The sequence below is a fragment of the Phyllobacterium sp. OV277 genome (genome assembly GCF_900104355.1).
In the GTDB taxonomy this organism is placed as follows: Bacteria; Pseudomonadota; Alphaproteobacteria; order Rhizobiales; family Rhizobiaceae; genus Phyllobacterium.
In genome coordinates, this window is the sequence record NZ_FNIY01000002.1 from 1,129,667 (window position 1) to 1,155,705 (window position 26,039).

Genomic DNA, 26,039 nt, shown 5'->3' on the forward strand with positions numbered 1-26,039 from the left:
TTCCGTAAAGAACGGTTCGGCCATATCGAGAGTTGCATAGTCTATCGAAAAAGCAAAAAGGCCGCGTCTGATAACGCGGCCTTTGGATTTTTTTGGTTTTGGAATCAGGCAAACGAGCCGTGACAATGCTTGTATTTTTTGCCCGATCCGCAGGGGCAGGTCTCGTTGCGGCCAATCTTGCCCCAGGTGCTCGGATTGTTCGGATCACGCTCGGATGGGTCCACAACGCGCTGGTCTTCCAGCACCGCCGCGTCACCGAAGTCATCCTGACCGGTCAGACCATCAAAGTGATGACCTTCCATCTGTGGCAATTCTGGTGCCGGTGCTTCAGCCGCTTCGCGAACGATCTCAACACGCATCAACTGCGTGGTCACGTTCTGGCGAAGATTGGTCAGCATGGCCTGGAATAGCTCAAAGCCTTCGGTCTTGTATTCGTTGAGCGGATCGCGCTGCGCATAGCCGCGGAAACCGACAACCGAACGCAGATGGTCGAGATTGACCAGATGCTCGCGCCACAGGGCATCAAGCGTCTGAAGAATGACTGATTTCTCGACATAGGCCATGATTTCAGGGCCAAAACGCTCGGCACGATCAGCGGCGGCCTTTTCGACCGCTTCGAACAGGCGTTCGCGAATGTCATCAGGCGCGATATTGTCTTCATTGGCCCACTCAACGATCGGCAGATCGAGATTGAGAATGTTGCGAACATCCTCGTTCAGTTGCTGCACGGTCCACTGTTCAGCGTAAGCGCCTTCAGGAGTATGGCGGGCAATCAAATCGTCCACGACGTCTTCGCGCATTTCTGCCGTGGTCTGGCTGAGATCCGTGCCGTCCATCAGTTCAATGCGCTGTTCAAAGATCACCTTGCGCTGATCATTCATCACGTCATCATATTTCAAAAGGTTCTTGCGGATGTCGAAGTTGCGCGCTTCGACCTTCTTCTGTGCCTTTTCCAGCGCCTTGTTGATCCAGGGATGGACAATGGCCTCGTCTTCTTTCAGGCCAAGCTTCTGCAACATGCCGTCCATGCGCTCGGAACCGAAAATACGCATGAGATCGTCCTGCAGAGACAGGAAGAATTTCGAGCGGCCCGGATCACCCTGACGACCGGAACGGCCGCGCAGCTGGTTATCAATGCGGCGGCTTTCATGGCGTTCGGTTGCCAGAACGTAGAGGCCGCCTGCAGCAAGTGCCTTTTCCTTCAGGCGGGCAATATCATCGCGAATGGCAGCTTCCTTGGACTTGCGCTCTTCGCCCTCGGGCATATCGGCAAGCTCATGCTTCACACGCATTTCTAGATTGCCACCGAGCTGAATGTCAGTACCGCGACCGGCCATATTTGTTGCGATGGTGATGGTGCCGGGAACACCCGCCTGTGCCACGATATAGGCTTCCTGCTCGTGGTAACGGGCGTTCAGAACCTGAAAGTCCTTGAAGCCTTCCTTGCGCAGACGTTCAGCCAGCTGTTCTGACTTTTCAATCGATGTCGTGCCGACCAGCACTGGCTGGCCCTTGGCGCGTGCCTCATGAATATCGCGAACGATGGCTTTGTATTTTTCCTCGACGGTCCGGTAGACCTCATCATCCTCGTCAATACGCTTGACCGTATTGTTGGTCGGAATTTCCGTGACCTCAAGGCCGTAAATATTGCCGAATTCTTCGGCTTCCGTTGATGCCGTACCGGTCATACCAGCCAGCTTCTTGTACATGCGGAAGTAGTTCTGGAAGGTGATTGAGGCCAGCGTCTGGTTTTCAGGCTGGATCGTCACATGTTCCTTGGCTTCCAGTGCCTGATGCAGCCCTTCGGAGAAGCGACGACCCGGCATCATACGTCCGGTGAACTCGTCGATGATGACGATCTCGTCATTACGGACGATATAGTCCTTGTCGCGCTGGAACAGCTTGTGGGCACGCAGGGCGTTGTTGACGTGGTGAACCACGGCAACGTTTTCGATGTCGTAAAGACCTTCGCCCTTGAGGTGGCCAGCTTCTTTCAGCAGGTTTTCCAGCCTCTCGGTGCCTTCTTCGGTGAAGATTGCAGTTTTCTGCTTCTCGTCGATTTCGTAGTCAACCGGGTCAAGAGGCAGGATGAACGTGTCGATGAGGTTGTAGAAATCGGACCGGTCATCGAGCGGGCCGGAAATAATGAGGGGCGTGCGCGCTTCGTCGACAAGGATCGAATCCACTTCGTCGACGATCGCGTAATTGTGCCCGCGCTGCACCATCTGGGCGCGCTCATATTTCATGTTGTCGCGCAGATAGTCGAAGCCCAGCTCGTTGTTCGTCGCATAGGTGATGTCGGCGGCGTAGGCGGCGGCGCGTTCTTCATCGTCAAGACCATGAACGATAATGCCGTAGCTGAGGCCGAGGAAATTGTAGACCTGACCCATCCACTGGGCGTCGCGGCTGGCAAGGTAGTCGTTTACGGTAACGACGTGAACGCCCTTGCCCTCAAGCGCATTGAGATAGACAGGCAATGTTGCAACCAGCGTCTTGCCTTCACCGGTGCGCATTTCGGAGATGCCGCCACCGTTCAGAACCATGCCGCCAATCAGCTGAACATCAAAGGGACGCATGCCGAGAACACGCTTGGACGCTTCGCGCACAACGGCAAAAGCCGGTACCAGCAGGTCATCAAGCTTGGTTCCACTGGCAAGGCTTGCGCGGAATTCCGCGGTCTTTGCCTTCAATTGTTCGTCAGTAAGAGACGAAATTTCAGCCTCAAGCGCATTGATTTCATCAACGCGCGGCTTGAAGCTTTTGACACGACGCTCGTTGGAAGAGCCGAAAATCTTGCGGGCAAGGCCGCCGAAACTGACCATCCCTGGTCCTCTCTTGTTCGTTTCGCCAGGAGAACCTGGCATTTTAATGATCCGATACTTAACACTGGGAAGCCTGATACAATATGGGTATTAAGCCAAATGTATAAGCCTATCTCTTGCCAAGCTATCTGGACGCAAAGCCGATGGACAGATAAGAGGGGGCTCGAATGATGTCAATGTTGAAGCAGCAAACCGTTGATCGCTTCGTTTAGGCAAAATTCTGCCGTAATCATAGCCCGTACCGGTCCTCCCAAGGAGAAATAGACCTATGAACCAATTGCGTAAAACCCTTTCATTCATGACTGTTGCTGTATTGTTATCAGGTGTTTCCTCTGTGGCCATGGCCCAGGATGCCGGAAAAACAGAAGCTCCCAAGGCGGAAGCCCCTAAGGCAGATGCCGTCAAGGTCGACCCCAAGAAGGTCCTTGCGACCATCAATGGCGACAAAATCACCTCCGGTGATGTTGACCAGATTTCTGCCGACCTTGATCCACAATTTGCCCGTCTGCCTGACGACCAGCGTCGTTTGGCCGCTCTGAATGCAATCATCGACATCAAGGCACTCTCTGCCAAGGCAGAAGCTGCAAAGCTTGATGCCACTCCGGAATTCAAGGCGCGTATGCAGTTCCTGAAGGATCGTGCCCTGCACAATGATTTCTTCAAGCAGCAGGTTGTCGACAAGATCACCGATGCTGATGTGCGTGCCCGTTATGACAAGGAAATGGCAGCGATGCCGCCGCAGAACGAAGTTCGCGCCCGTCATATTCTGGTAAAGACAAAGGAAGAAGCTGAAGAGATCATCAAGCAGCTCGATGGCGGCGCATCCTTCGAAGACGTTGCAAAGGCAAAGTCAACCGACGGTTCGGCGGCGCAGGGCGGCGATCTCGGCTACTTCTCGGCTGGCCAGATGGTTCCTGAATTCGAAAAGGCAGCAATGGCGCTCGACGTCGGCAAATATACCAAGGAGCCAGTGCAGACGCAGTTCGGCTTCCACGTCATCAAGCTGGAAGACAAGCGCGTGCAGCAGCCACCGGCATTCGATCAGGTCAAGGATCAGGTCAAGTCGATCCTCATCCGCGAACGTTATATTGACCTGGTCAAGAAAGAACGCGCCGACCTGAAGATCCAGTACACTGATCCGGAAACGGAAAAGGCGATCAACGCCGCAACCCAATCGCAGGATCAGTAAAATTTTGGCCCGGGGGTTCGCTCCCGGGCCTTGATCCCCTTAGACCCGCGCCTATACCAAACCTTGTCAAACACCTTTTCGAGGTAACCGATGTCCACGTCTGTCTCTCCCCTTGCTCCCAAACATGTACCGACCATGCCGGAAATCCACGGTGTGCGGATCGCAACCGCTGAAGCCGGTATCAAATACAAGGGTCGCACAGACGTTGTTATGATCGTATTCGACAAGCCGGTGGCTGTCGCAGGCGTATTTACCCGTTCGAAATGCCCATCAGCGGCGGTGGATTTTTGCCGCGATAGTTTGACCGGCGGTAAAGCCCGCGCAGTTGTCGTCAATTCAGGCAATGCCAATGCCTTTACCGGCAAGAAGGGACGCGAGTCGACCAAACTGACAGCGGCTGCCGCTGCCAAAGCAGTTGGTTGCAAGCCGAGTGAAATCTTTCTTGCCTCGACAGGTGTCATTGGCGAGCCGCTGGATGCGGGCAAGTTCAGCCATCTGCTTGCAGATATGGCAAAGAGTGCTACAGCGGAACGCTGGCAGGATGCAGCCAGCGCCATCATGACAACCGATACCTTCCCTAAGGTTGCGACAGAAACCGTCATGCTTGGCAGCGTGCCTGTCACCATCAATGGCATCGCCAAGGGCGCGGGCATGATCGCGCCAGATATGGCGACGATGCTGTCCTTTGTGGCGACCGATGCGCCAATTGCTTCGGATATCCTGCAAAAGCTCCTGTCCAAATCTGTTGGCAAAAGCTTCAATTCCGTCACCGTTGATAGCGATACGTCGACGTCAGACACATTGCTGCTTTTCGCGACTGGTTCTGCCGCTGAACGCGGCGCGGCGCCGGTGACGAAGGAAAAAGACAAACGTCTGAAAGCCTTCAGCAAGGCGCTCGACCGCGTTCTGAAGGACCTCGCTCTGCAAGTTGTGCGTGACGGTGAGGGTGCCCGCAAGATGCTTGAGATTACCGTAACAGGCGCAACGTCGTCGCGTTCAGCCAAGCGCATTGCATTGTCGATTGCCAATTCACCGCTGGTGAAGACGGCTGCTGCGGGCGAAGACGCCAATTGGGGCCGCATTGTCATGGCTGTTGGCAAGGCGGGAGAGCCTGCGGACCGCGACCGTCTCGCCATCTGGTTCGGTGACATTCGCGTTGCCCGTCATGGCGAGCGCGATCCGGATTATTCTGAGGCGGCAACCTCAGCCTATATGAAGAACGACGATATTGCCGTTAAGGTTGATATCGGGCTCGGCAAGGGCAAAGCTACGGTCTGGACCTGTGACCTGACCAAGGAATATGTCGCGATCAACGGCGATTATCGCAGCTGATGCGTTCCATGCAGCTGGCGCAGATCAGACAGATCGAGGCTGTCGGGTTCAGAGCCTGGCCCGCCTCATCGGTGCATTATGATGGTAGCTGGGCGATCCGTTTAACGGCTAACCACCCCTCCAAGCGACTGAATTCGGTCAACCCGCTTGATCCGGGTGATACCGACAATATGGAGGAGCGGGTGGCGCTCGCCATCCAACGCTTCAAGGCGCATGGCAGACCGCCGGTGTTTCGTCTGTCGCCGCTCGCGCCCAAAGAACTGGATGCTTATCTGGAAGGGCTTGGCTGGCCCCGATTTGATGAGTCTTTCATCATGGTGGCCGACCTTGAGAAGATCGACTTCTCCGATGCGATTGATCAGCTTCCATTGAAAGATATTGACCGGTTCATCGATGCTGCCATTGAGGTTCATCAGGACGATCCGGCGTTGAAGCCCGGCCTCTTTGAAGTCATCAATGCCATTGTCCCGGCAAAGGGTCTCTTTGTGATTGAGGAGGGCACCGAGCCGGTATCGACGGCCATATGCGTGCATGATGGCGCGCTGGCTGGCCTTTTCAATATAGGCACTCTGGCCAACCATCGCCGGAAAGGGCATGGCCGGATGATCGTCAAATCCGCGATTAAATGGGCCGTGCAGCACGGGGCAAAACGAGGCTGGCTGCAGGTGGAAGCTGATAATGCGGGTGCCATTGCGCTCTATGAAAAGCTCGGTTTTGCCGAGGCATACCGTTATGCTTACCGGCGGGCACCAGACGCATGAGTGAGAAACATCCCATTTTGCTGGTAACGGCCTGCGCGCTTGTCGATGCTGATGGACGGGTCCTGCTGACGCAGCGGCCTGAGGGTAAATCGCTTGCCGGACTCTGGGAATTTCCTGGCGGAAAGGTGGAGCCGGGCGAAACGCCTGAGGAAAGCCTGATCCGCGAATTGCAGGAAGAGCTGGGTATTACAGTCAAGCCTGCCTGTCTTGCGCCGCTGACTTTTGCCAGTTTTACCTATGAGAAATTCCATCTGCTGATGCCGTTATTTATCTGCCGGCGCTATGAAGGCATTCCGCGCTCCATGGAAGGTCAGGCACTGAAATGGGTGCGTCCGAAGGACATGCGCGACTACCCTATGCCACCGGCCGATATCCCGCTTATTCCCTTCCTTATAGACCTGCTTTGACTGGGAAACGTGGTTAAGATTTTATCACCGCGAAATTAACCCAAATCATTAATCGATCCTTCATGTGAATGGGCGACTTTTAGTCAATTCCGGATCAATTTTTCCAGGTGGGGCATGGGTTATAAATTCGACAATCTCGACGAGGCTTCCGTACAGTCCAGAGCATTTCTGGGTGCGGGAACGGGCGTTCTGCGCTTAACCCTGCTGTTCGGTTCTGCTGCAATCGCACTCGCTTTGGTTGTTGCTCCCCTTGCAGACCGGAAGTCAAAATCCGTGGTGGATTATGCATCCAGCAGATCCATCGACCAGATGTCGACTGGATCAATCAAAAAAGCGGCTCCATCAGAATATACTGTTCGCCGCAGCGTCTTGCAGAGTTCGCCCAACTCCGTGTGCATCCTGCATAGCGATGGCAGCAAAAGCGGCGATTGCTGAAAACTATTTCTTTTCCAGCGCTTCGACATCTTTGAGGAAATCGGCCAGCGACGCTTTGGCGGAACCCGGCTTCAACGGCTTCTGCTGGGATTCATGTGCCGCCCAGCCGGACATCCAGATAAATGAGAATGTTGCCCGGATCCGGCCATCCGGATCGCTAAAGCGTTCCGCATAGATTTCGGCGGCCCGCATGAAGAAATGGCGGGTCAGCGGTTTGCGCGACCGGCCGAACAGAACGTTCTGCATGCCCATAGCGCGCAAATCCCGTATCAGCGCGAAGAGTGAATCATAGCGTACCGTATAAGTTTCGATATCTGTGACGGGCAGAGTGAAACCGGCCCGCTGCAACAGGCCGCCCACATCGCGCACATCGGCAAAAGGAGCCACGCGGGGCGACACACCGCCGCTGATTTCACTCTCGGCAGCCAGCAAGACTTCGCGCAACTCGGTTAGTGTCGCTTCACCGGCCATGGCGCCCAGAAACAATCCGTCTGGTTTGAGGGCCCGCCTGATCTGGAGAAGGGTTCCGGGGGTGTCGTTGGTCAGATGCAGGGAAAGCAGGGAAACAATCAGCCCGGCACTGGCTGGCTTAAGCGGCAGAATTTCCTCATCGGCCACGACAGACGGAAAGTCCTTGTCTAGAAAACGCGCATCTTGCTCAATTCGGATAATTGTCTCGGCCTTGCCGGAGCGTTGGATGGCTTTCGCTGCCAAGCCCGTATGGCTTGCCAGATCAATAGCGACATCGAAAGTACGCTCTACCGCTGAAAGCCGTTCTTCCAGATCGTCAGCAGCGCGGGCGAGCAGAAAGTCGCCCGTCATGCCCTGCTGGTGCAACGCGCGCAGACGCCTTTGCCGAAGCAAATTTCGATCGAAGATCCTGTGCTGATCCATTCCGAATTTCTCTGATCAATGTATAGTTCCAACAGCTCAATGCGTAAATGCGTCGCTCTGGAACGAATTGCAATGGAAACCGCCCGCACTTTTGTGCGCATCGTGACAAATCGCCTGTTCATGCTGCTGTTCCCGCCGACCTGCGCGGAATGCCAGAGCCTTGTGTGTGAGCCGGGAAGCCTGTGCGCTGCCTGCTGGTCAAAGGTTCGCTTTATCGAAAAACCCTATTGTCCGGTGCTTGGCATTCCTTTCAGCCATGATCTGGGTGCGGAAATCCTGTCGGCGGAAGCAATCGCCGACCCGCCGCCGTTTCGCCGGGCGCGCTCCGTTGCGGTGTATGAGGGGGCGATCAGCACGATGGTGCATCGGCTGAAATATAGCGACCGGACTGATCTTGGCCCCTGGATGGCACGATGGATGGCCCGTGCGGGCAGCGAACTGCTTGATGAATGCGATGTCATTGTGCCGGTGCCCCTGCATGCGCGGCGGTTCTGGTTTCGCCGGTTTAATCAGTCAGCGGAACTTGCGCGCAATCTGGGCAAGATCAGCGGCAAGCCATTTGAGCCGGGCGCGTTGAAGCGCATCAAGCCAACGCAGCAGCAGGTCGGGCTCGGCGCCAATGAACGTGTGGCCAACGTGCGGGGTGCATTCAAAGTACCGGATACGCAGGATATCAAGGTGCGGGGCCGGAATGTTCTCCTGATCGATGATGTCTATACGACAGGTGCAACCGTGAAAGCGGCTGTTCGCGCCTTGCTGCGTGGCGGGGCTTCCAGTGTCGATGTTCTGACCTTCGGGCGGGTTCTTTCGAAAGAATTATCTGTCTAAGTGCTATTCTGGGGAAAAAACGGGTCTTTGCGCTTTGATTGCGGACGCCTATATAGAATTCATAGTGGAGTATGATGATGGTTGATGTCACAATCTATACGCGTGATGGCTGCGGCTATTGCTCGGCTGCCAAGAGCCTTCTTGATAAGAAGGGCGTTGCCTTTGTCGAGCACAATGCGACGGTTGAACCGGACGCACGGCAGGCCATGCTGGCGCGCGCCAATGGGCGTTCGACCTTTCCGCAGATTTTCATCGGTGCGGTTCATGTCGGTGGTTGTGACGACCTTTATGCGCTGGAACAGCAGGGGCGTCTTGATCCATTGCTGAAAACAGGCGCACTGGCTTAAGGACCTGACAATGAGCTTATTTCGCGCAGCCGCCATTCAGATGCGCTCAGGCGTTGATCCGCAGCGCAATGCCGCCGATCTTGCCGGTTATGTCGCCGATGCCGTCGGCAAGGGTGCGGTTTATGTCCAGACACCTGAGATGACCGGTGCATTGCAGCGTGACCGCAAGGCATTGGCGAGCATTCTGCGCGCGGAAGATGAGGATATTATCGTACGCACGGCTTCGGACCTTGCGGCACAGCACGGGATTCACCTGCATATCGGTTCGACGGCCATTGCGCGCGAAGACGGCAAGGTTGCCAACCGCGCCTTCCTGTTCGGACCCGATGGCAAGATTATTACCCGCTACGACAAGATTCATATGTTTGACGTCGATCTCGACAATGGCGAGAGCTGGCGGGAATCTGCCGTCTATGCGCCGGGCTCGGATTCTGTCGTGGCCACACTTCCTTTTGCACGGCTCGGCCTTGCCATCTGTTACGATGTGCGTTTCCCGCAACTGTTCCGCGCGCAGGCTCTCGCAGGCGCTTCGGTGTTGACGGCTCCAGCCGCATTCACGCGCCAGACCGGTGAAGCGCATTGGCATATCCTCCAGCGTGCCCGCGCTATCGAGAATGGTGCCTTTGTCGTTTCGGCGGCACAGGGCGGTGTGCATGAGGATGGCCGTGAAACATTCGGTCATTCGATCATTGTTGCGCCTTGGGGCGAGGTTCTGGCAGAAGCTGATCATGCGGACCCGGCTGTGATCATCGCGGATATTGATCCATCTTTGAGTGCGGCTGCCCGTTCCAAAGTGCCCAACCTTAAAAATGCCCGTCCCTTTGGTCTGGTCATCCAGTCGGATGACGGCCAAAGCGAGAGACAATCGGCCGCGTCATGATCCGTTTTTCCCTTCACTGCGAGCAGGACCACGAATTTGAAGGGTGGTTCCGCAGCAATGACGATTTTGACAGCCAATCGAAGAAGCTTCTGGTCACCTGCCCGGTGTGCGGCTCGCACAAAGTGGAAAAAGCGCTGATGGCGCCGTCAGTGACGACAGGACGGCAAAAGGAAAAGATTGCCGTTACCATGAGCAAGATGGTCAATGAGCTGAAGGAAGTCGCCCGCAAAGTGCGCGAGAATGCCGATTATGTCGGGGCTGATTTTGCTGAAGAGGCGCGCAAAATCCATTTTGGCGAAGCGGATCAGCGCGGAATTTACGGCGAAGCATCCGGCGACGAAGTGAAATCCTTGCTCGACGATGGCATCGATATCATGCCGCTGCCAACCTTTCCTGAAGACCATAATTGATCTTGCGCGTTTGATACGAAGGTCTAAGCTGCCGCAGTCATAATCTTCCTGCCGGATAATTCCTCATGCCATTTCTGAATTCCGCTCCTGCGCTGCTCATTCTGACCGGCGCTTTTCTCGGATTGACGCTGCCCTTCGGTAAATTGGCTTTCGGTGCTGGGGTAACTCCGGCAGTCTGGGCATTTGTGATTTCAACCGGTGCGGGGACTGTGCTTCTGGCGGCCTTTCTGGCGATGGGCAAGCGGCCATTGCTCAATGGGCGCATGGCCCGGTATTATCTGATTACCGCGTTGATTTCCTATGCGGTTCCCAATCTGATGACGCTTTCGGCCATTCCACATCTGGGGTCCGGCTTTACCGGCATCATGTACACCTTGTCGCCGGTCTTTACGCTGTTGTTGTCGATGCTGTTCGGCATCAAGCGGCCCAATATGCTTGGGCTTTTGGGCATTATGGTGGGCTTTGCCGGGGCTGTGCTTGTCGGCTTCACCCGTGGTCAGGTGGGGCAACCGGCCGAACCATTCTGGATCGTGATTGGGCTGCTTATTCCGGTCCTGTTGGCTCTTGGCAATGTTTACCGCACTATTGACTGGCCTGAAGGGGCTGATCCGACCGAGCTTGCAGCGGGCAGCCATCTGACGACCGCTCTATTGCTGATCCCGGTTATTTTCTACGTGAGCGGTAGTTTTGCCGTCGAACCGCTTGGCAATGTGCCGTGGCTGGTTGTTGCGCAGATATTGGCCTCAACCTGCATGTTTGCACTCTACTTCCGATTGCAGGCGGTTGGTGGCCCTGTCTATCTCAGCCAGATCGGCTATGTTGGCGCCGCAGTGGCGCTGATCGCGGGGACATTGTTTCTGGGCGAAGTCTACCAACTGGCGACATGGGTGGGGGCGATTATTATCACCATCGGCGTGTTGATGACGACAAAGGCCCAGCGCATGGCGGCAAAGGCCACCGCCACAGCCTGATTTTTAACGCGGACGGACCGCCAGTACCATGTAATTGACATTGGTGTCGGTTGAGCGATTCCAGCTGTCGGCGAGCGGATTATAGGTCACGCCCACGGTCTCGGTGATTTCGAGCCCGGCCTGTGTCAGCGGTCCTTCCAGTTCTTCAGGCCGAACCAGCTTTTCATATTGGTGAGTGCCGCGCGGCAACCAGCGCAACACATATTCAGCACCGAAAATGGCAAGGCCAAGAGCCTTCAGCGTTCGGTTGATCGTGGCGACAAAGGTGACGCCACCCGGTTTGACCATCTGTGCGCAAGCGGTGAGATAAAGCTCAACATCGGCCACATGCTCAACCACTTCCATGTTGAGGACGATATCGAATTTCTCGCCAGCTTCTGCCAGCGCTTCGGCTGTTGTAGCGCGATAGTCAATATCGAGCCCGCTTTGGGCTGCATGAATTTTTGCAACTTCAATATTGGTTTCGCCCGCATCAGCACCGACAACCGAAGCACCCAGCCGCGCCATGGGTTCGCACAGCAGGCCGCCACCGCAGCCAATATCCAGCAGGCGCAGTCCGGCGAAGGGTTTCGGGCTGTTCGGGTCAAGGCCGTAATGGGCGCAGACTTTTTCCTTGATATAGGCAAGCCGGGTCGGATTGAACTTATGCAGTGGCCGGAATTTGCCCTGCGGATTCCACCATTCGGCGGCCATGCGCGAAAAGCGTTCTACTTCAGCGGCATCAATTGTGCTGCGTTGGGCTTCGGTCATGGCAAGGTCCTTTTTACTGCCTCTGGAGAGGCCCCTTCCGGCAAAAAATGTCAAGATGCAAATTCTTTTGGGCTTTGAATTGGCTCCAAGGGTGGTGATGCAGTTGCTAGACCAAAGGTTCGTGGTTCGACAAGCTCACCATGAGGGAGAGGGGTGATGAAAGGGAGTCAAGTTCTGCAACCTTTGTGATCTGCAATTTTTATGATCTGAAATGTTGGCGATTATCGTTGCATCCTCACTCTCCCTCATGGTGAGCTTGTCGAACCACGAACGATGAGTTTCGCTATTCATCGCAAAAGCGTACATCCCCCGACAAACATTGCCTGCCTGATCACGCGTTCTTGCAGTTGCGTCATAATTTCGTTATGGGAAACCGCGTTCCGCTTTCGACAGGGTGGATCGTTTTAAATCTCATTTTCAGGCCTTTCCAGAACGGTATTTCCCATGGCACGCATTGTGATGAAATTCGGTGGCACTTCGGTGGCCGATATCGACCGCATCCGTAATGTGGCCCGGCATGTCAAACGTGAAGTTGATGCTGGGCACGAAGTCGCAGTCGTCGTTTCCGCAATGGCAGGGAAAACCAACGAACTCGTCGCCTGGACCCGTCAGACCTCGCCGATGCATGATGCACGCGAATATGATGCAATTGTCGCCTCCGGCGAGCAGGTAACCGCCGGATTGCTGGCTGTGGCCTTGCAGGGCATGGGTGTACACGCGCGTTCCTGGCAGGGTTGGCAGATTCCGATCAAGACGGACAATGCCCATGGTGCTGCGCGCATTATCGATATTGACGGCTCGTTCCTGATTGAGCGTTTCAAGGAAGGTCAGGTTGCCGTGATTGCCGGGTTTCAGGGTATTGGCCCGGATAACCGCATTTCGACGCTTGGTCGCGGTGGTTCGGATACGAGCGCCGTGGCGATTGCTGCATCGGTTAAGGCTGACCGGTGCGATATCTACACGGATGTCGACGGCGTCTACACCACTGATCCGCGCGTTGAGCCAAAGGCCCGCAGGCTTTCGCGCATTTCCTTCGAAGAAATGCTCGAAATGGCTTCGCTTGGTGCCAAAGTTCTGCAGGTGCGGTCCGTCGAGCTTGCGATGGTGCACAAAGTGCGCACATTTGTACGATCCAGTTTCGAAGACCCCGATGCGCCGGGCATGGGTGATCTGATCAATCCGCCCGGCACACTTATTTGCGACGAGGAAGAAATCGTGGAACAGCAGGTTGTAACAGGAATTGCCTACGCCAAGGACGAAGCTCAAATCTCCTTGCGCCGTGTTGCTGACCGTCCCGGTATCTCTGCCGGCATTTTTGGCCCGCTGGCCGAAGCGCATATCAATGTCGATATGATCGTCCAGAATATTTCCGAGGATGGCTCAAAGACCGATATGACCTTCACGGTTCCGTCAGGTGATCTGGATAAGGCGCTCGCGGTTCTGGAGAAGGTAAAAGTAGAGATTGGCTGCGACATCATCCAGTCGGAAGCCGGAATGGTCAAGGTTTCGGTGATCGGTATCGGTATGCGAAGCCATGCGGGCGTTGCCGCAACGGCGTTCCGCGCATTGGCGGACAAGGGCATCAACATCCGCGCCATCACCACTTCGGAAATCAAGATTTCCATTCTTATTGACGGTCCCTATGCGGAACTTGCGGTTCGGACTTTGCATTCTGTCTACGGTCTGGATAAGCATTAATTTACTGTCTAAGACAGAGATTCTGTTTGTCGGTGAACGTCTCGGCTGACATGATGAATCAATGAGTTGATTGGCGAGACCATTCCGGTCTTGCCGATATTGTTATGGAGCAGATGGGTGCCCACGCGCGAGCAGATTACTGGTCCTCGTGTCATGCTGAAGCGCCTCCGCGAATTGATGGCGGAGGCTCTTGAGCCGCAGGAGAGGCTTGACCGTATCGTTCGCGAAATCGCGCAGAACATGGTCGCCGAAGTATGCTCATTTTACGTGCTGCGTTCCGATGGGGTCCTCGAACTCTATGCAACCGAAGGTTTGAACCCATCGGCGGTTCACTTGGCGCAGTTGCGCCTCGGCCAAGGTCTTGTCGGTACGATTGCCTCAAGCGCCCGGCCGCTCAATCTGACCGATGCCCAGACCCACCCCGCCTTCGCCTACCTGCCGGAGACGGGCGAAGAAATTTACAATTCCTTCCTCGGTGTGCCGATCCTGCGGGCAGGGCGCACGCTCGGCGTTCTGGTTGTGCAGAACAGGACCAAGCGCGTTTACCGCGAAGATGAGGTGGAAGCGCTTGAAACCACGGCTATGGTTCTGGCGGAGATGGTTGCTGCGGGTAGCTTGACACGTCTGGCACGGCCGGGCGTCGAGCTTGATCTCGGCAAGCCCATGAGCTTTTCCGGCAGTGCCTTTAATGATGGCGTTGGTCTCGGGCATGTTGTGCTGCACGAGCCGCGCATTGTTGTCACCAACCTTTTCAACGAAAACATCGATACGGAAATCGACCGGCTCGAAACCTCGCTTGGCTCCTTGCGCATTTCCATTGACGACATGCTGTCGCGGCGCGATGTCGCGTTTGAGGGCGAGCACCGCGAAGTGCTCGAAGCTTACCGGATGTTTGCCCATGATACGGGCTGGGTGCGCCGTCTTGAAGAGGCAATCCGTAACGGTCTGACTGCGGAAGCAGCGGTTGAGAAAGTTCAGAGCGATACGCGCGCGCGGATGATGCATCTGAGCGACCCCTATATGCGGGAGCGTCTCAGCGATTTCGACGATCTTGCCAACCGGCTGCTGCGCCAGTTGATGGGACGTGATGTGAAGACCATGGCCGGTTCGCTGGCCAAGGATGCCATTATCATTGCCCGGTCGATGGGCGCTGCCGAACTTCTCGACTATCCGCGCGAGCGTTTGCGCGGGCTGGTACTGGAAGATGGCGCGGCGACAAGCCATGTGGTGATTGTGGCCCGCGCCATGGGCATTCCGGTTGCGGGACAGGTCAAGGGCGTCGTGTCCATGGCTGAGAACAACGATGCCGTGATTATCGACGGCGATGATGGCCGGGTGCATTTGCGTCCGCAGGCGGATGTTGAGGCTGCTTATTCGGAAAAGGTCAAGTTCCGCGCTAAGCGTCAGGCTCTCTATCGCGAGTTGCGCGACAAGCCTTCGGTTACCAAGGATGGTGTGCCGATCTCCCTGCTGATGAATGCGGGGCTGCTGGTTGATCTGCCGCAGCTAACGGAAGCGGGCGCAGCGGGCATTGGCCTCTTCCGCACCGAACTGCAATTCATGGTGGCTTCGACCTTCCCCCGCGCCGAACAGCAGGAGCGGCTCTACCGTTCGGTGCTGGAAGCCGCCGGGGATCGTCCGGTGACATTCCGCACGCTCGATATTGGCGGCGATAAGGTTCTTCCTTATTTCCGCAGCAATACGAATGAAGAAAATCCGGCCATGGGCTGGCGCGCGATCCGCCTGACGCTCGACCGTCCGGGTCTGCTGCGCACGCAGGTTCGTGCCTTGCTGAAAGCAGCGGGCGGGCGTGAATTGCGCCTGATGCTCCCGATGGTCACCGAAGTGGCCGAGGTTCGCAAAGCGAGTGAACTGATCAACCGCGAAGTGCAGCACCTGTCGCGCTTTGCCTATAATCTGCCGACACGGGTAAAGATCGGCGCGATGGTTGAAGTCCCGTCCCTGCTTTGGCAGCTTGATGAATTGATGTCCGTCGTGGATTTCGTTTCTGTCGGCTCCAATGATCTGTTCCAGTTTGTCATGGCGGTGGATCGCGGCAACTCGATTATCAGCAATCGTTTTGACAATCTGTCGGTGCCGTTCCTGCGGGTGCTCCGCCAGATTGCGCAGGCGGGCGTGCGTAACAACACGGATGTGACGCTGTGCGGTGAAATGGCCGGAAAGCCACTTTCGGCCATGGCCCTGATCGGCCTTGGCTTCCGTTCCATTTCGATGGCACCGGCGTCCATTGGTCCTGTTAAGGCAATGCTGGGTACGCTCGATGTCGGCGCGTTGCATGCGCAGCTCTCCGACGCGATTGATAATCACGGCGATACCGGTTCCCTGCGGCATGTCCTGAACAAATTCGCAGAGCGGACAGGCGTTCCGCTGTGAGATTTACTGAGGTAACAAACTAAAATGATGTCCATTCCGCAGGATCGTATGGATCAGCTGCTGAAGCGGTTTTCCATGATTGAATCGCAGATGGCGAGCAATCCTGATTCCGACACCTATGTGAAGCTCGCATCTGAGTACTCCGAGCTTGAGACAGTCGTTGCCAAGATCCGCGATCTGATCGCATCACGCAGTGAAGCTGATGATCTGAAGAGCATGCTCAACGATGCGTCGACCGACAAGGATATGCGCGAACTGGCCGAGGCGGAGTTGCCCGAGATCAATGAGCGCATTGAAGCGCTTGAGCAGGAGATTCAGGTCCTGCTGTTGCCGAAGGACGTTGCCGACGAGCGCAATGCGATTCTCGAAATCCGCGCGGGTACAGGCGGTTCGGAAGCCGCGCTGTTCGGCGGTGATCTGTTCCGCATGTATGAACGCTATGCGGCTGCCAATGGTTGGCGGGTCGAGCTGATTTCAGGCAGCGATGGTGAAGCTGGTGGCTATAAGGAAGTCATCGCCATGGTTTCCGGCAAGGGTGTTTTTGCCAAGCTCAAATTCGAGTCGGGCGTTCACCGGGTTCAGCGCGTGCCGGATACGGAAGCGAGCGGGCGCATTCATACATCTGCGGCAACGGTTGCTGTGCTCCCCGAAGCCGAGGAAATCGACATCGACATTCGCCCTGAAGATATCCGCATCGATACGATGCGCGCATCGGGTTCGGGCGGGCAGCACGTCAATACGACGGACTCGGCCGTGCGCATTACGCATATTCCATCGGGCATTGTCGTGGTGCAGGCGGAAAAGTCCCAGCACCAGAACCGCGCGCGCGCCATGCAGGTGTTGCGGTCACGGCTCTTTGATATGCAGCGGCAAAAGGCTGACAGCGAGCGGTCGGAAGCCCGGCGCAGTCAGGTTGGTTCGGGCGACCGTTCGGAGCGCATCCGTACCTATAATTTCCCGCAAGGCCGCGTGACTGATCATCGCATCAACCTGACGCTCTATAAGCTTGACCGCATTATGGAAGGTGATCTTGACGAACTGATCGGGGCGCTCATCTCGGACTATCAGACTGCGCTTCTCGCCCAGATGAATGACGGGTACTGAAGGTATGGCTGAGGCCCGCCTTGCTGACGTCCACATTCAGGCGCGCTCGGTACTGACCAAAGCTGGAATCGCCGGAGCCGACCTTGATGCGCGGCTTCTGGTGGAATGGGTAACCGGTTTCGACAGGCTCGAAACAGTCCGTAATCCGCATAACACCGTGACGAAAGACGTGATGGCCAGGCTCGATGCTGTGCTTATCCGGCGAATCAACGGCGAATCAGTGCATCGGATCATCGGCAAACGCGAATTTTTCGGGCTGGAGTTTGCACTTTCTGTGGATACTTTGGAGCCGCGACCGGATACCGAAGCACTTGTCGAGCTTGCTCTGCCGTTCTTGCATCAGCGTGTTGCAGAGAATGGAATTGCTGACCTTGTTGATCTTGGAACGGGAACCGGAGCAATCGCGATTGCACTGCTCCGTCAGGTGCCGAACCTGCGGGCGATTGGCGTTGATATGGCGCCGGGCGCTCTTGCCACCGCACGTAACAATGCCTGCCTGAACAATGTATCCAGCCGTTTTGCCGCTCTGCGCTCCAACTGGTTTGCCGAGGTAACTGGCGGATTTGACATGATTATTTCCAATCCACCCTATATACGCTCCGGTGATATTGCGGCCCTTCAACCCGAAGTCGCAGTGCATGATCCCGTTCTGGCGCTTGATGGTGGGCCTGATGGCCTTCAACCCTACCGTATCATCGCGGAACAGGCGGACGCCCATCTTCGTGCGGGCGGGGCAGTAGCGGTGGAGATTGGCTTTGATCAAAGGACAGATGTCGAAGCTATTTTTGCAAGAACAGGTTTCGCTTTGAAAGGTCTGCAGAAGGATATCGGGGGGCATGAAAGAGCAATGTTGTTCATGAAGTCATAAAATTATTGAAAAAAGGCTTGGAATTTGTCGCGAAGGCGGCTAGTTTCCAATCACCGCTCTAAACCGAACAAGTCTGGTTTTACCTATCAAGAGATTGATACGGAATTTTCCGGGTGTTGATTTCTCATCGGAATTGTTCTTGGGGAAATGGTTTTTGCGGAAGCACAAAAGTTCTATGAAACTTTAGATGCGATTGAAGCGCGGGGCGCGCTTCAGGTCGGCACTTGAGAAGCGAAGCTTTTTGACTCAATTGGTGAGCAAATTAGCGCCCCTGATTTTCTGAAAAGAGATAAGTATGAGGCCAGTACAGCAGAATAGGCGCATGCGCGGACGCGGTAACAATAACCGCAAAGGTCCCAACCCACTTTCCCGTAATTATGAGAGCAACGGCCCTGATGTTAAAATCCGGGGAAATGCTCAGCACGTCGCCGAAAAATATACCACTCTTGCGCGTGATGCGCAGAGCAGTGGTGATCGCGTGATAGCGGAAAACTATCTTCAGCACGCCGAACATTACAATCGTATCATTCTTGCTGCCCAGGCTCAGGCGCCTGTCCAGTATCAGCGCGATGACCGCGATGATCAGGACGATGATGGCGTTTACGATGATGACGGCAACGAACAGCAGCAGGACCGTCCGGTCCAGCACCAGCAGATCAATGGCAGCGGACCGCAGCCGGTGATTGAAGGTACACCTGCTGAAGTTGCCTATGGTGAAGAGCCGGTCAGCCAGCGCCAGCCGCACCATCAGCAGCGCAGGCAGTATGATCAGAACACCTCCAACGATCAGAACGCATCCAATGCATCTAATAATGATGACGATGATGCTGGATCTGAGTCCGAGGAAGTGGCCGAAGCAAAACCCGTTCGCCGCGCACCGCGTGGCCGCAGGCCAGCCCGTCCGCGTGAGCCGCGGGTGGCGGATGAAAACAACGCTCCTGCAGCGGCTGCTCCCGCCGATACGTCAAATGACCTTTCTCCGGCAGGTATTGTTGCCGAAGTAAAGAAGCGCCGGGCAGCGGTTGAACCATCTGACGTCTGATCTGTTGATACATAGTGGTCTTGAAAACGGCGCTGAATGATTTCCGCGCCGTTTTCTTTTTTAAGTCTGTGGCTTTGGGCGTATCTTGCGGGGGCAGGAAAGCATTCCCATATGAGCCCAGAAGCGTATGGATCTGCCTCTTGCAGGGGGTCCGTCACCAGAGGACTCCAGAGTGCCGCTTACGGGCTTTGGGGAAAAGGAGACACAGAATGAATGTTGAAAAATATACGGAGCGCGTTCGCGGCTTCATCCAGTCCGCGCAGACGTTTGCGCTCTCTTCCAATCATCAGCAATTTGCACCGGAGCATTTGCTCAAGGTTCTCGTTGATGATGAGGAAGGTCTCGCCGCATCGTTGATCGAACGGGCAGGCGGACGCATTGCCGATGTGCGGCTTGGATTGCAGGCTGCGCTCAATGCGCTGCCGAAAGTAACCGGCGGCAATGAGCAGCTTTATCTTGCTCAGCCATTGGCGAAGGTTTTTGCCACCGCCGAGGAAATTGCCAAAAAGGCTGGCGACAGTTTCGTTACGGTCGAACGGCTGCTGACGGCGCTTGCCGTTGAAAAATCGGCGAAGACTTCGGAGATATTGAGCCGCGCTGGCGTGACCGCTGCGGGCCTCAATGCGGTTATCAATGATATCCGCAAAGGCCGGACAGCCGACTCGGCTTCCGCCGAGAACACCTATGACGCCTTGAAGAAATACGCGCGGGATCTGACTGCTGATGCGCGGTCGGGCAAGCTTGATCCGGTTATCGGACGCGATGATGAAATTCGCCGGACCATCCAGGTCCTGTCACGCCGCACGAAGAACAATCCTGTTCTGATCGGCGAGCCCGGTGTGGGCAAGACGGCGATTGCCGAAGGCCTTGCCCTGCGTATCGTCAATGGCGACGTGCCGGAGTCTCTTAAAGACAAGCAGTTGATGGCGCTCGACATGGGCGCACTCATTGCCGGCGCGAAATATCGCGGCGAATTCGAAGAGCGTCTGAAAAGTGTGCTTTCCGAAGTGCAGTCGGCCAATGGCGACATCATCCTCTTCATTGACGAAATGCACACGCTGGTTGGTGCGGGCAAGGGCGAAGGATCAATGGATGCATCGAACCTCTTGAAGCCCGCGCTTGCCCGCGGCGAGCTGCATTGCGTTGGTGCAACGACGCTGGACGAATATCGCAAGCACGTTGAAAAAGATGCAGCGCTTGCACGGCGGTTCCAGCCGGTGTTCGTTGATGAGCCAACGGTTGAGGATACGATCTCGATCCTGCGCGGGTTGAAGGAAAAATACGAACAGCATCACAAGGTTCGTATTTCCGATTCGGCTCTGGTTGCTGCTGCAACCCTGTCGAACCGCTACATCACTGACCGGTTCCTGCCTGACAAGGCTATCGACCTGATTGACGAAGGCGCAGCGCGCCTGCGGATGCAGGTGGATTCAAAGCCGGAAGAGCTTGATGAAATCGACCGCCGCATCATGCAGCTGAAGATTGAGCGCGAAGCTTTGAAGGTCGAGAAAGACGATGCGTCAAAGGATCGTCTGGAAAGACTGGAAAAGGAGCTGGTCGAGCTTGAAGAACAGTCAACCGGCCTGACCAATACATGGCAGGCGGAAAAGCAGAAGCTTGGTCATGCGGCTGATCTGAAAGGTCAACTGGATGATGCGCGCAATGCCTTGGCTTCCGCCCAGCGTAACGGTGAATTCCAGAAGGCGGGCGAGCTTGCCTATGGCACGATCCCGCAGCTGGAAAAGCAGCTTGCACAGGCCGAACAGCAGGATGGATCAACCTCGATGGTCGAGGAAATCGTCACTCCTGATCATATCGCGCAGGTCGTATCGCGCTGGACCGGCATTCCGGTTGACCGGATGCTGGAAGGCGAGCGCGAAAAGCTGTTGCGGATGGAAGACGAGTTGGCCAAGCGGGTCATCGGGCAGGGCGAAGCGGTTCAGGCCGTTTCCAAGGCAGTCCGCCGCGCCCGTGCCGGTCTTCAGGATCCGAACCGGCCAATTGGCTCGTTCATCTTCCTTGGACCAACTGGTGTTGGCAAGACGGAACTCACCAAGGCACTCGCCTCGTTCCTGTTCAGTGACGAGACAGCCATGGTCCGCCTCGATATGTCCGAATATATGGAGAAGCATTCAGTCGCTCGTCTGATCGGCGCACCTCCAGGTTATGTCGGTTATGAGGAAGGCGGCGCACTGACCGAAGCGGTTCGTCGCAGACCCTATCAGGTTGTGCTTTTCGATGAGATCGAAAAGGCGCATCCGGATGTGTTCAACGTTCTGCTGCAGGTGCTTGATGATGGACGTCTGACCGATGGTCAGGGCCGTACGGTGGATTTCCGCAATACGCTGATCATCATGACGTCCAATCTGGGAGCAGAATATCTGACTGCGCTTGGGGAAGATCAGGATGTGGAAAGCGCCCGCGAGGATGTGATGAATGTGGTCAAGGCCTCGTTCAGACCGGAATTCCTCAACCGCGTCGACGAGATCATTCTGTTCCATCGTCTGAAGCGAAATGAAATGGGTGCCATTGTGGCTATTCAGATGCAGCGTCTGCAGTCCTTGCTGACTGATCGCAAGATCACCATCAAGATTGACGAGGATGCAACCAACTGGCTTGCCGAGAAGGGTTATGACCCCGCCTATGGCGCACGTCCGCTGAAACGGGTGATCCAGAAGCAGGTACAGGACCCTCTGGCGGAGAAAATCCTGCTTGGCGAGATTCTGGATGGCTCCACGGTCAAGATCACGGCAGGTTCAGACCGGCTCAATTTCCGGTCTGTGAAGTCTGCCCCGGACCGGGAAAAGAGCGAAGCTGCATAATTGCGCCTGATATAATGATGCATGGAAGCAAAATGGCCGCCGTCTGGCGGCCATTTTCATGTCCGGTTCATCCTGTAGATGCAATGACAGAGCCGCCGTTTGAAATCGAACCGGTTTTATTCAGCAGATAAGGCTCGAAAAAACCGCATTAACCATAAAGACAGGAAAATCGGTCATTTATGCTTAAGGACAGGTTAGCGGAAACCGGAAGTTGGAAAATATGGCGCTTCGTCATTTGATTGTGTTTGCATCGATTTTTACCACTGCTTTGGCGGTGCTTGTGCCTGTCGCGCCTGCGCAGGCTGCAGGTTTGCCTGCGCGTGAAAGCGCGAATCAGGCGCCATATATGGTCGCGCAAGTGTTCGAATCAGATCGGCGGGCACGACGTGACGAGTATCGCGTTTATTTCGACGAGTATGGACGGCGTGTGACGCTGGATCGCCGGGGCCGGGTGGTTTCGGTCGAAGAGCCGCGCAACGATATCAATAATGGCCGGGGCGCTGATTATTTTCCCGATGCGCCGCAGGATTCTTTTGATACGGGCTCTATTCCCGAAGACCCTTACGCGAATCGCCCAAACGATGCCTATCAGAGGCAGCAGCCATCCGAACGCGACTATCGCACGGTTGAACGCGCACCCCTGCCGCCCGCAAACGGCGAATCGGACATTCCTCCCGCCAATCCCGGTCTGATTGATCCGGAGATGCCTGGTGAGAATCTGGCGACGCCGCCATCTCAGGAATCAATACCGGCTCATCCCAATCCTGCGCCGACTGTGCAATTGCCAAAGGGGCAGGGCGCCAAAGCCAAGATTGCCGCGATTCAGGTCCTGCTTGATCGCATCGGTGTATCACCGGGTGTCATTGACGGTCGCAAGGGTGGCAATGTCGACAAGGCCGTGGCAGCTTTCGAGGAAATGACCGGCCAGAAATTTGATCCGCTCAATGATGCGGGAATCCAAGCATCGCTTGAGCAGACGGGAGGTCCCGCCTTTGTTTCCTATACAATCAGCTCGGAAGATGCAGCCTATCCATTCGTTGCGTCGATCCCTGAGGATTACAGCCATAAGGCACAGCTCGAACGGATGGCCTTTACATCAGTCACCGAAATGCTGGCCGAACGCTTTCACATGGATGAAGGGTATTTGAAGGAGATCAACCCCGGAGTTGATTTCAATCAGCCCGGTGTGGCTATTCAGGTTGCCAGTACCGGCCAGAATGTTGGTGGCTCGGTGACGAAAATCATCGCCGACAAGGGACGCAAGCAGGTGCGCGGCTATAATGCCGAGGGGCGGCTGGTTGTTGCCTATCCCGCCACCATCGGTTCAACCGATACGCCATCACCGTCGGGTATCGTTCAGGTGGAGCGCATCGCTCTCAACCCGAACTACACCTATAATCCCAAGCTCAATTTCAAGCAGGGTGAGAATGACAAGGTGCTGACCATACCGCCGGGTCCAAACGGGCCTGTCGGTACGGTGTGGATTGCATTGTCAAAGCCGACCTACGGTATCCATGGTACGCCGGAGCCGTCAAAGATTGGCAAGACGAACAGTCATGGCTGCGTGCGACTGACCAACTGGGATGCAACCGAACTCTCTAAGCTGGTGCAAAAGGGCGTGACGGTCGAGTTTCAGGAGTAGAAACTGCTCTAGCCGCTGGCTGCCATCTTCGGCGCGCTGTTGTTGTCATCCTTCAGGAGCTGATCGATACGCTCGCGTTCGCGCTTGAAGGCAACAAGATCATCGCCATCAAGCGCCCTGCCGCCCGGCAGACGGATACGCATCGGGTCGACCTTCGATCCGTTGACGATGACTTCATAGTGCAGATGCGGGCCGGTTGAGAGACCGGTTGAGCCGAGATAGCCGATAACCTGACCCTGCCGGACGCGGGCGCCGGGTGTTACGCCAGAAGCAATGGCGTTCTGGTGTGAGTAACTGCTTTCATAGCCATTGGAATGGCGAAGGACTGTCTGGTTGCCATAGCCATTGGTCCAACCTGCCCGCTCCACAGTGCCATTGCCGGCAGCAATAATCGGGGTGCCACGCGGTGCCGACCAGTCAACACCCGTATGCATGCGCGAATAGCCGAGAATCGGATGACGCCGCATACCAAAAGGCGAGCGGAACACACCGTTTGGTACAGGATTGCGCAACAGGAACTGTTTCGAGCTCTTGCCGTTCTCGTCATAATAATCGGTCGAGCCATCCCCGGAATGGAACCGGTAGAATTTGCGCAGGTTCCCGCCAAAATTGGCAGCGACATAGAGAATTTCCGATTCGTCACCGGCCTTTTCCGAATCGGCAGGCAGGGAGAAGAAAGCTTCCAGCTGATCTGTTGGTAAAAGCTGCGACTGGAAATCCACATCCGATGCCAGCATACGGACCAATTGCTGGATCATCGTATCGGTCATGCCATAGGCTATGCCCGCGCGATAAATGCCATCATAGACCGTCGGGAGATCGCCGGGCTGACGCGATGAGGGCGGATTGTCATCAAAAGCCACCTGCAGGCCCGGCGTCATTTCCGGCTCGTCCGCAGGCACATACTGGTCTTTATCATTAAGGGCGATGGTCAGAATATGCGTTGTGCCATTATAGACACTGGCCCGCATGATGCGGTCGACATTGTCGCGCGACTCAATGCCGAGCCGCAAAACGCTACCGCCTTTCAGGCGTGGAGAATTCAGGAGCTTTGAAATTGCCTCGGACATGCCGATGGCATCATCATTTTCGTAACCGGCGTCGCTGAAAGCGCTAAGGATTTCCTTGTCATTGCGGAACGGTATGAGTTCCTCGGAGTAACCATGGCTTTCCACATCTTCGTTGGCCCGCGGTGTGACGCTGACATTTTCCTGAATGATCTTGACCGCGAGTGGATTGCGCAGATTGAAAGGATCTTCATCAGCGCCAAAGCGCAGCGGATCAACATAATGCAGCGAAGCCACCTGCACCGCGCCGTCAGTCAGCAATGCGCCGGTGTTGCGGACAACTTCTTCCACCTCATCAGCGCTCAGATCATCGGACGGATCAAACTGCGCCGTGGCCAGAGGAAAATCCACCGTGCGCAGACTGACTTCGCTTTCAACCTTGGCGCCATAGATCAAACCTGTTTTGGGCGTGGGATCAGTTCCTTCATTGGCCTCGGCAAACACATCCAGCGGATTGAACCCAGGATATTTGCGGTTGCTGTTATGAACAGAAGCCAGTGCTATGCGGACATATTCAAAGGGTGTGGAGCGAATGACGTCCCGTTCGCCCTCTTTGAACACAGTCGATACATCAAGGCGGCGGCGATCACGGTTGCGCCGGATCGGCGTGGTTGCGGCAACGCGCGCGCCTTTGGTTACATCGCTGCTGCCCTTGGCCGATGGCATTGTATTGCGAGCCATCAGTTCGGGTGGGGTCGCCAATTGTTCCCGGCCATCCAGCGCCGCAAACAAGGCAACACCCATCAACATGCTCGAGGTGATACCGGTCAGAAAAGTACCAGCCAGCCATCGCGCCGAAATTTCCCGGCGATCGGGCGGGCCGCGACGCCCGTCCGTAATCAACGGCGGTTCGTTGCCCGGATCGATTGATGAGTGCCCCTCGTACTCTTTCATTATACTAAGTGTCGATCCTGATACTAAGTGTCGATCCTGTCGCCGTTATTGATGCAGGCTTACTTTGATTTTCCGGCGCGTGCCGACCAGCCATTTACTGGTACGAAGTCAACGAGGCCGCAGTTTTGCCCTCGCAGCTTCCATCTGTCAACGCGCTGAACAGGAAGAGTGCCTGTATCTATAGACGTACGCCATAATACATTGGAATAAGCCCCGCATATGCCAGCCAGCGCTAGGGTTTGAATTGGGCTTGTTTGTGGCCGCGATGATCACAATTCACTTCGGCGGCTTATTTGCCGGCGTTGTCTCCAGCAAATACGGACCTGTGGATAATTCATGTTACATTTTTGATAAAAACTTTGAAATCGTTGTTGACAGTTTTGGTGATGGGGGTCTATATACCGACACAACGAGGGCGGGGCGCCGCTGGCGGTTGCTGAATGCGCCCTAAAGGAAGCTCTCTGGAAGTTTTCGGATTGTTG

General features: G+C 55.7%; 21 protein-coding genes. 17 read left to right on the forward strand and 4 right to left on the reverse strand.

Annotated features, from left to right (window positions below; genetic code table 11):
• Positions 1–104 precede the first annotated feature (104 nt).
• On the reverse strand, positions 105–2,822 hold the full coding sequence (gene secA, locus BLU05_RS11595; protein ID WP_091880050.1) for a preprotein translocase subunit SecA: 2,718 nt from the start codon (positions 2,820–2,822) through the stop codon (positions 105–107).
• Positions 2,823–3,090: 268 nt separating this feature from the next.
• Here secA and BLU05_RS11600 point away from each other — a divergent pair, with 268 nt between their 5' ends.
• The 5 genes from BLU05_RS11600 to BLU05_RS11620 all read left to right on the forward strand — a co-directional run bounded on the left by BLU05_RS11600 (position 3,091) and on the right by BLU05_RS11620 (position 6,946).
• The gene (locus BLU05_RS11600) at positions 3,091–4,011 is read left to right on the forward strand and encodes a peptidylprolyl isomerase (protein WP_091880051.1); all 921 of its coding nucleotides are present in this window, start codon (positions 3,091–3,093) and stop codon (positions 4,009–4,011) included.
• Positions 4,012–4,101: 90 nt separating this feature from the next.
• Positions 4,102–5,343, forward strand: a complete 1,242-nt coding sequence (gene argJ / locus BLU05_RS11605; RefSeq protein ID WP_091880053.1) for a bifunctional glutamate N-acetyltransferase/amino-acid acetyltransferase ArgJ — start codon at positions 4,102–4,104, stop codon at positions 5,341–5,343.
• Positions 5,343–6,104 carry a GNAT family N-acetyltransferase gene (locus BLU05_RS11610; protein WP_091880054.1) on the forward strand — a complete coding sequence of 254 codons (762 nt, stop codon included), beginning with the start codon at positions 5,343–5,345 and terminating at the stop codon, positions 6,102–6,104. The genes argJ and BLU05_RS11610 overlap by 1 nt, the downstream gene beginning before the upstream one ends.
• Complete coding sequence (locus BLU05_RS11615; RefSeq protein WP_091880056.1) at positions 6,101–6,511, forward strand: (deoxy)nucleoside triphosphate pyrophosphohydrolase; 411 nt, start codon at positions 6,101–6,103, stop codon at positions 6,509–6,511. The genes BLU05_RS11610 and BLU05_RS11615 overlap by 4 nt, the downstream gene beginning before the upstream one ends.
• A 114-nt stretch (positions 6,512–6,625) precedes the next feature.
• Positions 6,626–6,946 carry a hypothetical protein gene (locus tag BLU05_RS11620; RefSeq protein ID WP_091880057.1) on the forward strand — a complete coding sequence of 107 codons (321 nt, stop codon included), beginning with the start codon at positions 6,626–6,628 and terminating at the stop codon, positions 6,944–6,946.
• 3 nt (positions 6,947–6,949) lie between these two features.
• On the opposite strand, the gene BLU05_RS11625 is transcribed toward BLU05_RS11620, so the two are convergent.
• Complete coding sequence (locus tag BLU05_RS11625) at positions 6,950–7,840, reverse strand: methyltransferase domain-containing protein (protein WP_091880059.1); 891 nt, start codon at positions 7,838–7,840, stop codon at positions 6,950–6,952.
• A 72-nt stretch (positions 7,841–7,912) separates the two neighbouring features.
• On the opposite strand from BLU05_RS11625, the gene BLU05_RS11630 reads away from it, so the two are divergent.
• The 5 genes from BLU05_RS11630 (at position 7,913) to BLU05_RS11650 (ending at position 11,276) form a co-directional block, all read left to right on the forward strand.
• Positions 7,913–8,668 carry a ComF family protein gene (locus BLU05_RS11630; protein WP_244518279.1) on the forward strand — a complete coding sequence of 252 codons (756 nt, stop codon included), beginning with the start codon at positions 7,913–7,915 and terminating at the stop codon, positions 8,666–8,668.
• A 77-nt stretch (positions 8,669–8,745) separates the two neighbouring features.
• Positions 8,746–9,015, forward strand: coding sequence for a glutaredoxin 3 (grxC, locus tag BLU05_RS11635; protein WP_091880061.1), 270 nt, complete (start codon positions 8,746–8,748; stop codon positions 9,013–9,015).
• Between the two features lie 10 nt (positions 9,016–9,025).
• Complete coding sequence (locus tag BLU05_RS11640) at positions 9,026–9,895, forward strand: carbon-nitrogen hydrolase family protein (RefSeq protein WP_091880063.1); 870 nt, start codon at positions 9,026–9,028, stop codon at positions 9,893–9,895.
• Positions 9,892–10,305, forward strand: coding sequence for a DUF1178 family protein (locus BLU05_RS11645; protein WP_091880064.1), 414 nt, complete (start codon positions 9,892–9,894; stop codon positions 10,303–10,305). The genes BLU05_RS11640 and BLU05_RS11645 overlap by 4 nt, the downstream gene beginning before the upstream one ends.
• Before the next feature lie 65 nt (positions 10,306–10,370).
• Entirely contained in the window at positions 10,371–11,276 is a 906-nt protein-coding gene (locus tag BLU05_RS11650) for a DMT family transporter (RefSeq protein WP_091880065.1), read from the forward strand.
• 3 nt (positions 11,277–11,279) lie between these two features.
• On the opposite strand, the gene ubiG is transcribed toward BLU05_RS11650, so the two are convergent.
• Positions 11,280–12,026 (reverse strand): bifunctional 2-polyprenyl-6-hydroxyphenol methylase/3-demethylubiquinol 3-O-methyltransferase UbiG, encoded by a 747-nt coding sequence (gene ubiG, locus BLU05_RS11655; protein WP_091880067.1) that lies wholly within the window; start codon positions 12,024–12,026, stop codon positions 11,280–11,282.
• A 444-nt stretch (positions 12,027–12,470) separates the two neighbouring features.
• Here ubiG and BLU05_RS11660 point away from each other — a divergent pair, with 444 nt between their 5' ends.
• The 7 genes from BLU05_RS11660 to BLU05_RS11690 all read left to right on the forward strand — a co-directional run bounded on the left by BLU05_RS11660 (position 12,471) and on the right by BLU05_RS11690 (position 23,596).
• Complete coding sequence (locus BLU05_RS11660) at positions 12,471–13,724, forward strand: aspartate kinase (protein WP_091880068.1); 1,254 nt, start codon at positions 12,471–12,473, stop codon at positions 13,722–13,724.
• Between the two features lie 153 nt (positions 13,725–13,877).
• Positions 13,878–16,118, forward strand: coding sequence for a phosphoenolpyruvate--protein phosphotransferase (gene ptsP / locus BLU05_RS11665; protein WP_091880070.1), 2,241 nt, complete (start codon positions 13,878–13,880; stop codon positions 16,116–16,118).
• Positions 16,119–16,142: 24 nt separating this feature from the next.
• Complete coding sequence (gene prfA, locus BLU05_RS11670) at positions 16,143–17,222, forward strand: peptide chain release factor 1 (protein WP_091880071.1); 1,080 nt, start codon at positions 16,143–16,145, stop codon at positions 17,220–17,222.
• A gap of 4 nt (positions 17,223–17,226) precedes the next feature.
• Positions 17,227–18,090 (forward strand): peptide chain release factor N(5)-glutamine methyltransferase, encoded by an 864-nt coding sequence (prmC, locus tag BLU05_RS11675; protein ID WP_091880276.1) that lies wholly within the window; start codon positions 17,227–17,229, stop codon positions 18,088–18,090.
• 295 nt (positions 18,091–18,385) lie between these two features.
• A complete protein-coding gene (locus BLU05_RS11680) occupies positions 18,386–19,132 on the forward strand; it encodes a DUF4167 domain-containing protein (protein ID WP_091880073.1) in 747 nt (248 codons plus the stop codon).
• Between the two features lie 209 nt (positions 19,133–19,341).
• Positions 19,342–21,954 (forward strand): ATP-dependent chaperone ClpB, encoded by a 2,613-nt coding sequence (clpB, locus tag BLU05_RS11685; protein WP_091880074.1) that lies wholly within the window; start codon positions 19,342–19,344, stop codon positions 21,952–21,954.
• 220 nt (positions 21,955–22,174) lie between these two features.
• Positions 22,175–23,596 (forward strand): L,D-transpeptidase, encoded by a 1,422-nt coding sequence (locus BLU05_RS11690; protein WP_091880076.1) that lies wholly within the window; start codon positions 22,175–22,177, stop codon positions 23,594–23,596.
• 8 nt (positions 23,597–23,604) lie between these two features.
• Here the strand turns inward: BLU05_RS11690 and BLU05_RS11695 are convergent, their stop codons facing one another.
• Positions 23,605–25,557 (reverse strand): M23 family metallopeptidase, encoded by a 1,953-nt coding sequence (locus BLU05_RS11695; protein ID WP_091880077.1) that lies wholly within the window; start codon positions 25,555–25,557, stop codon positions 23,605–23,607.
• Between the last annotated feature and the right edge of the window lie 482 nt (positions 25,558–26,039).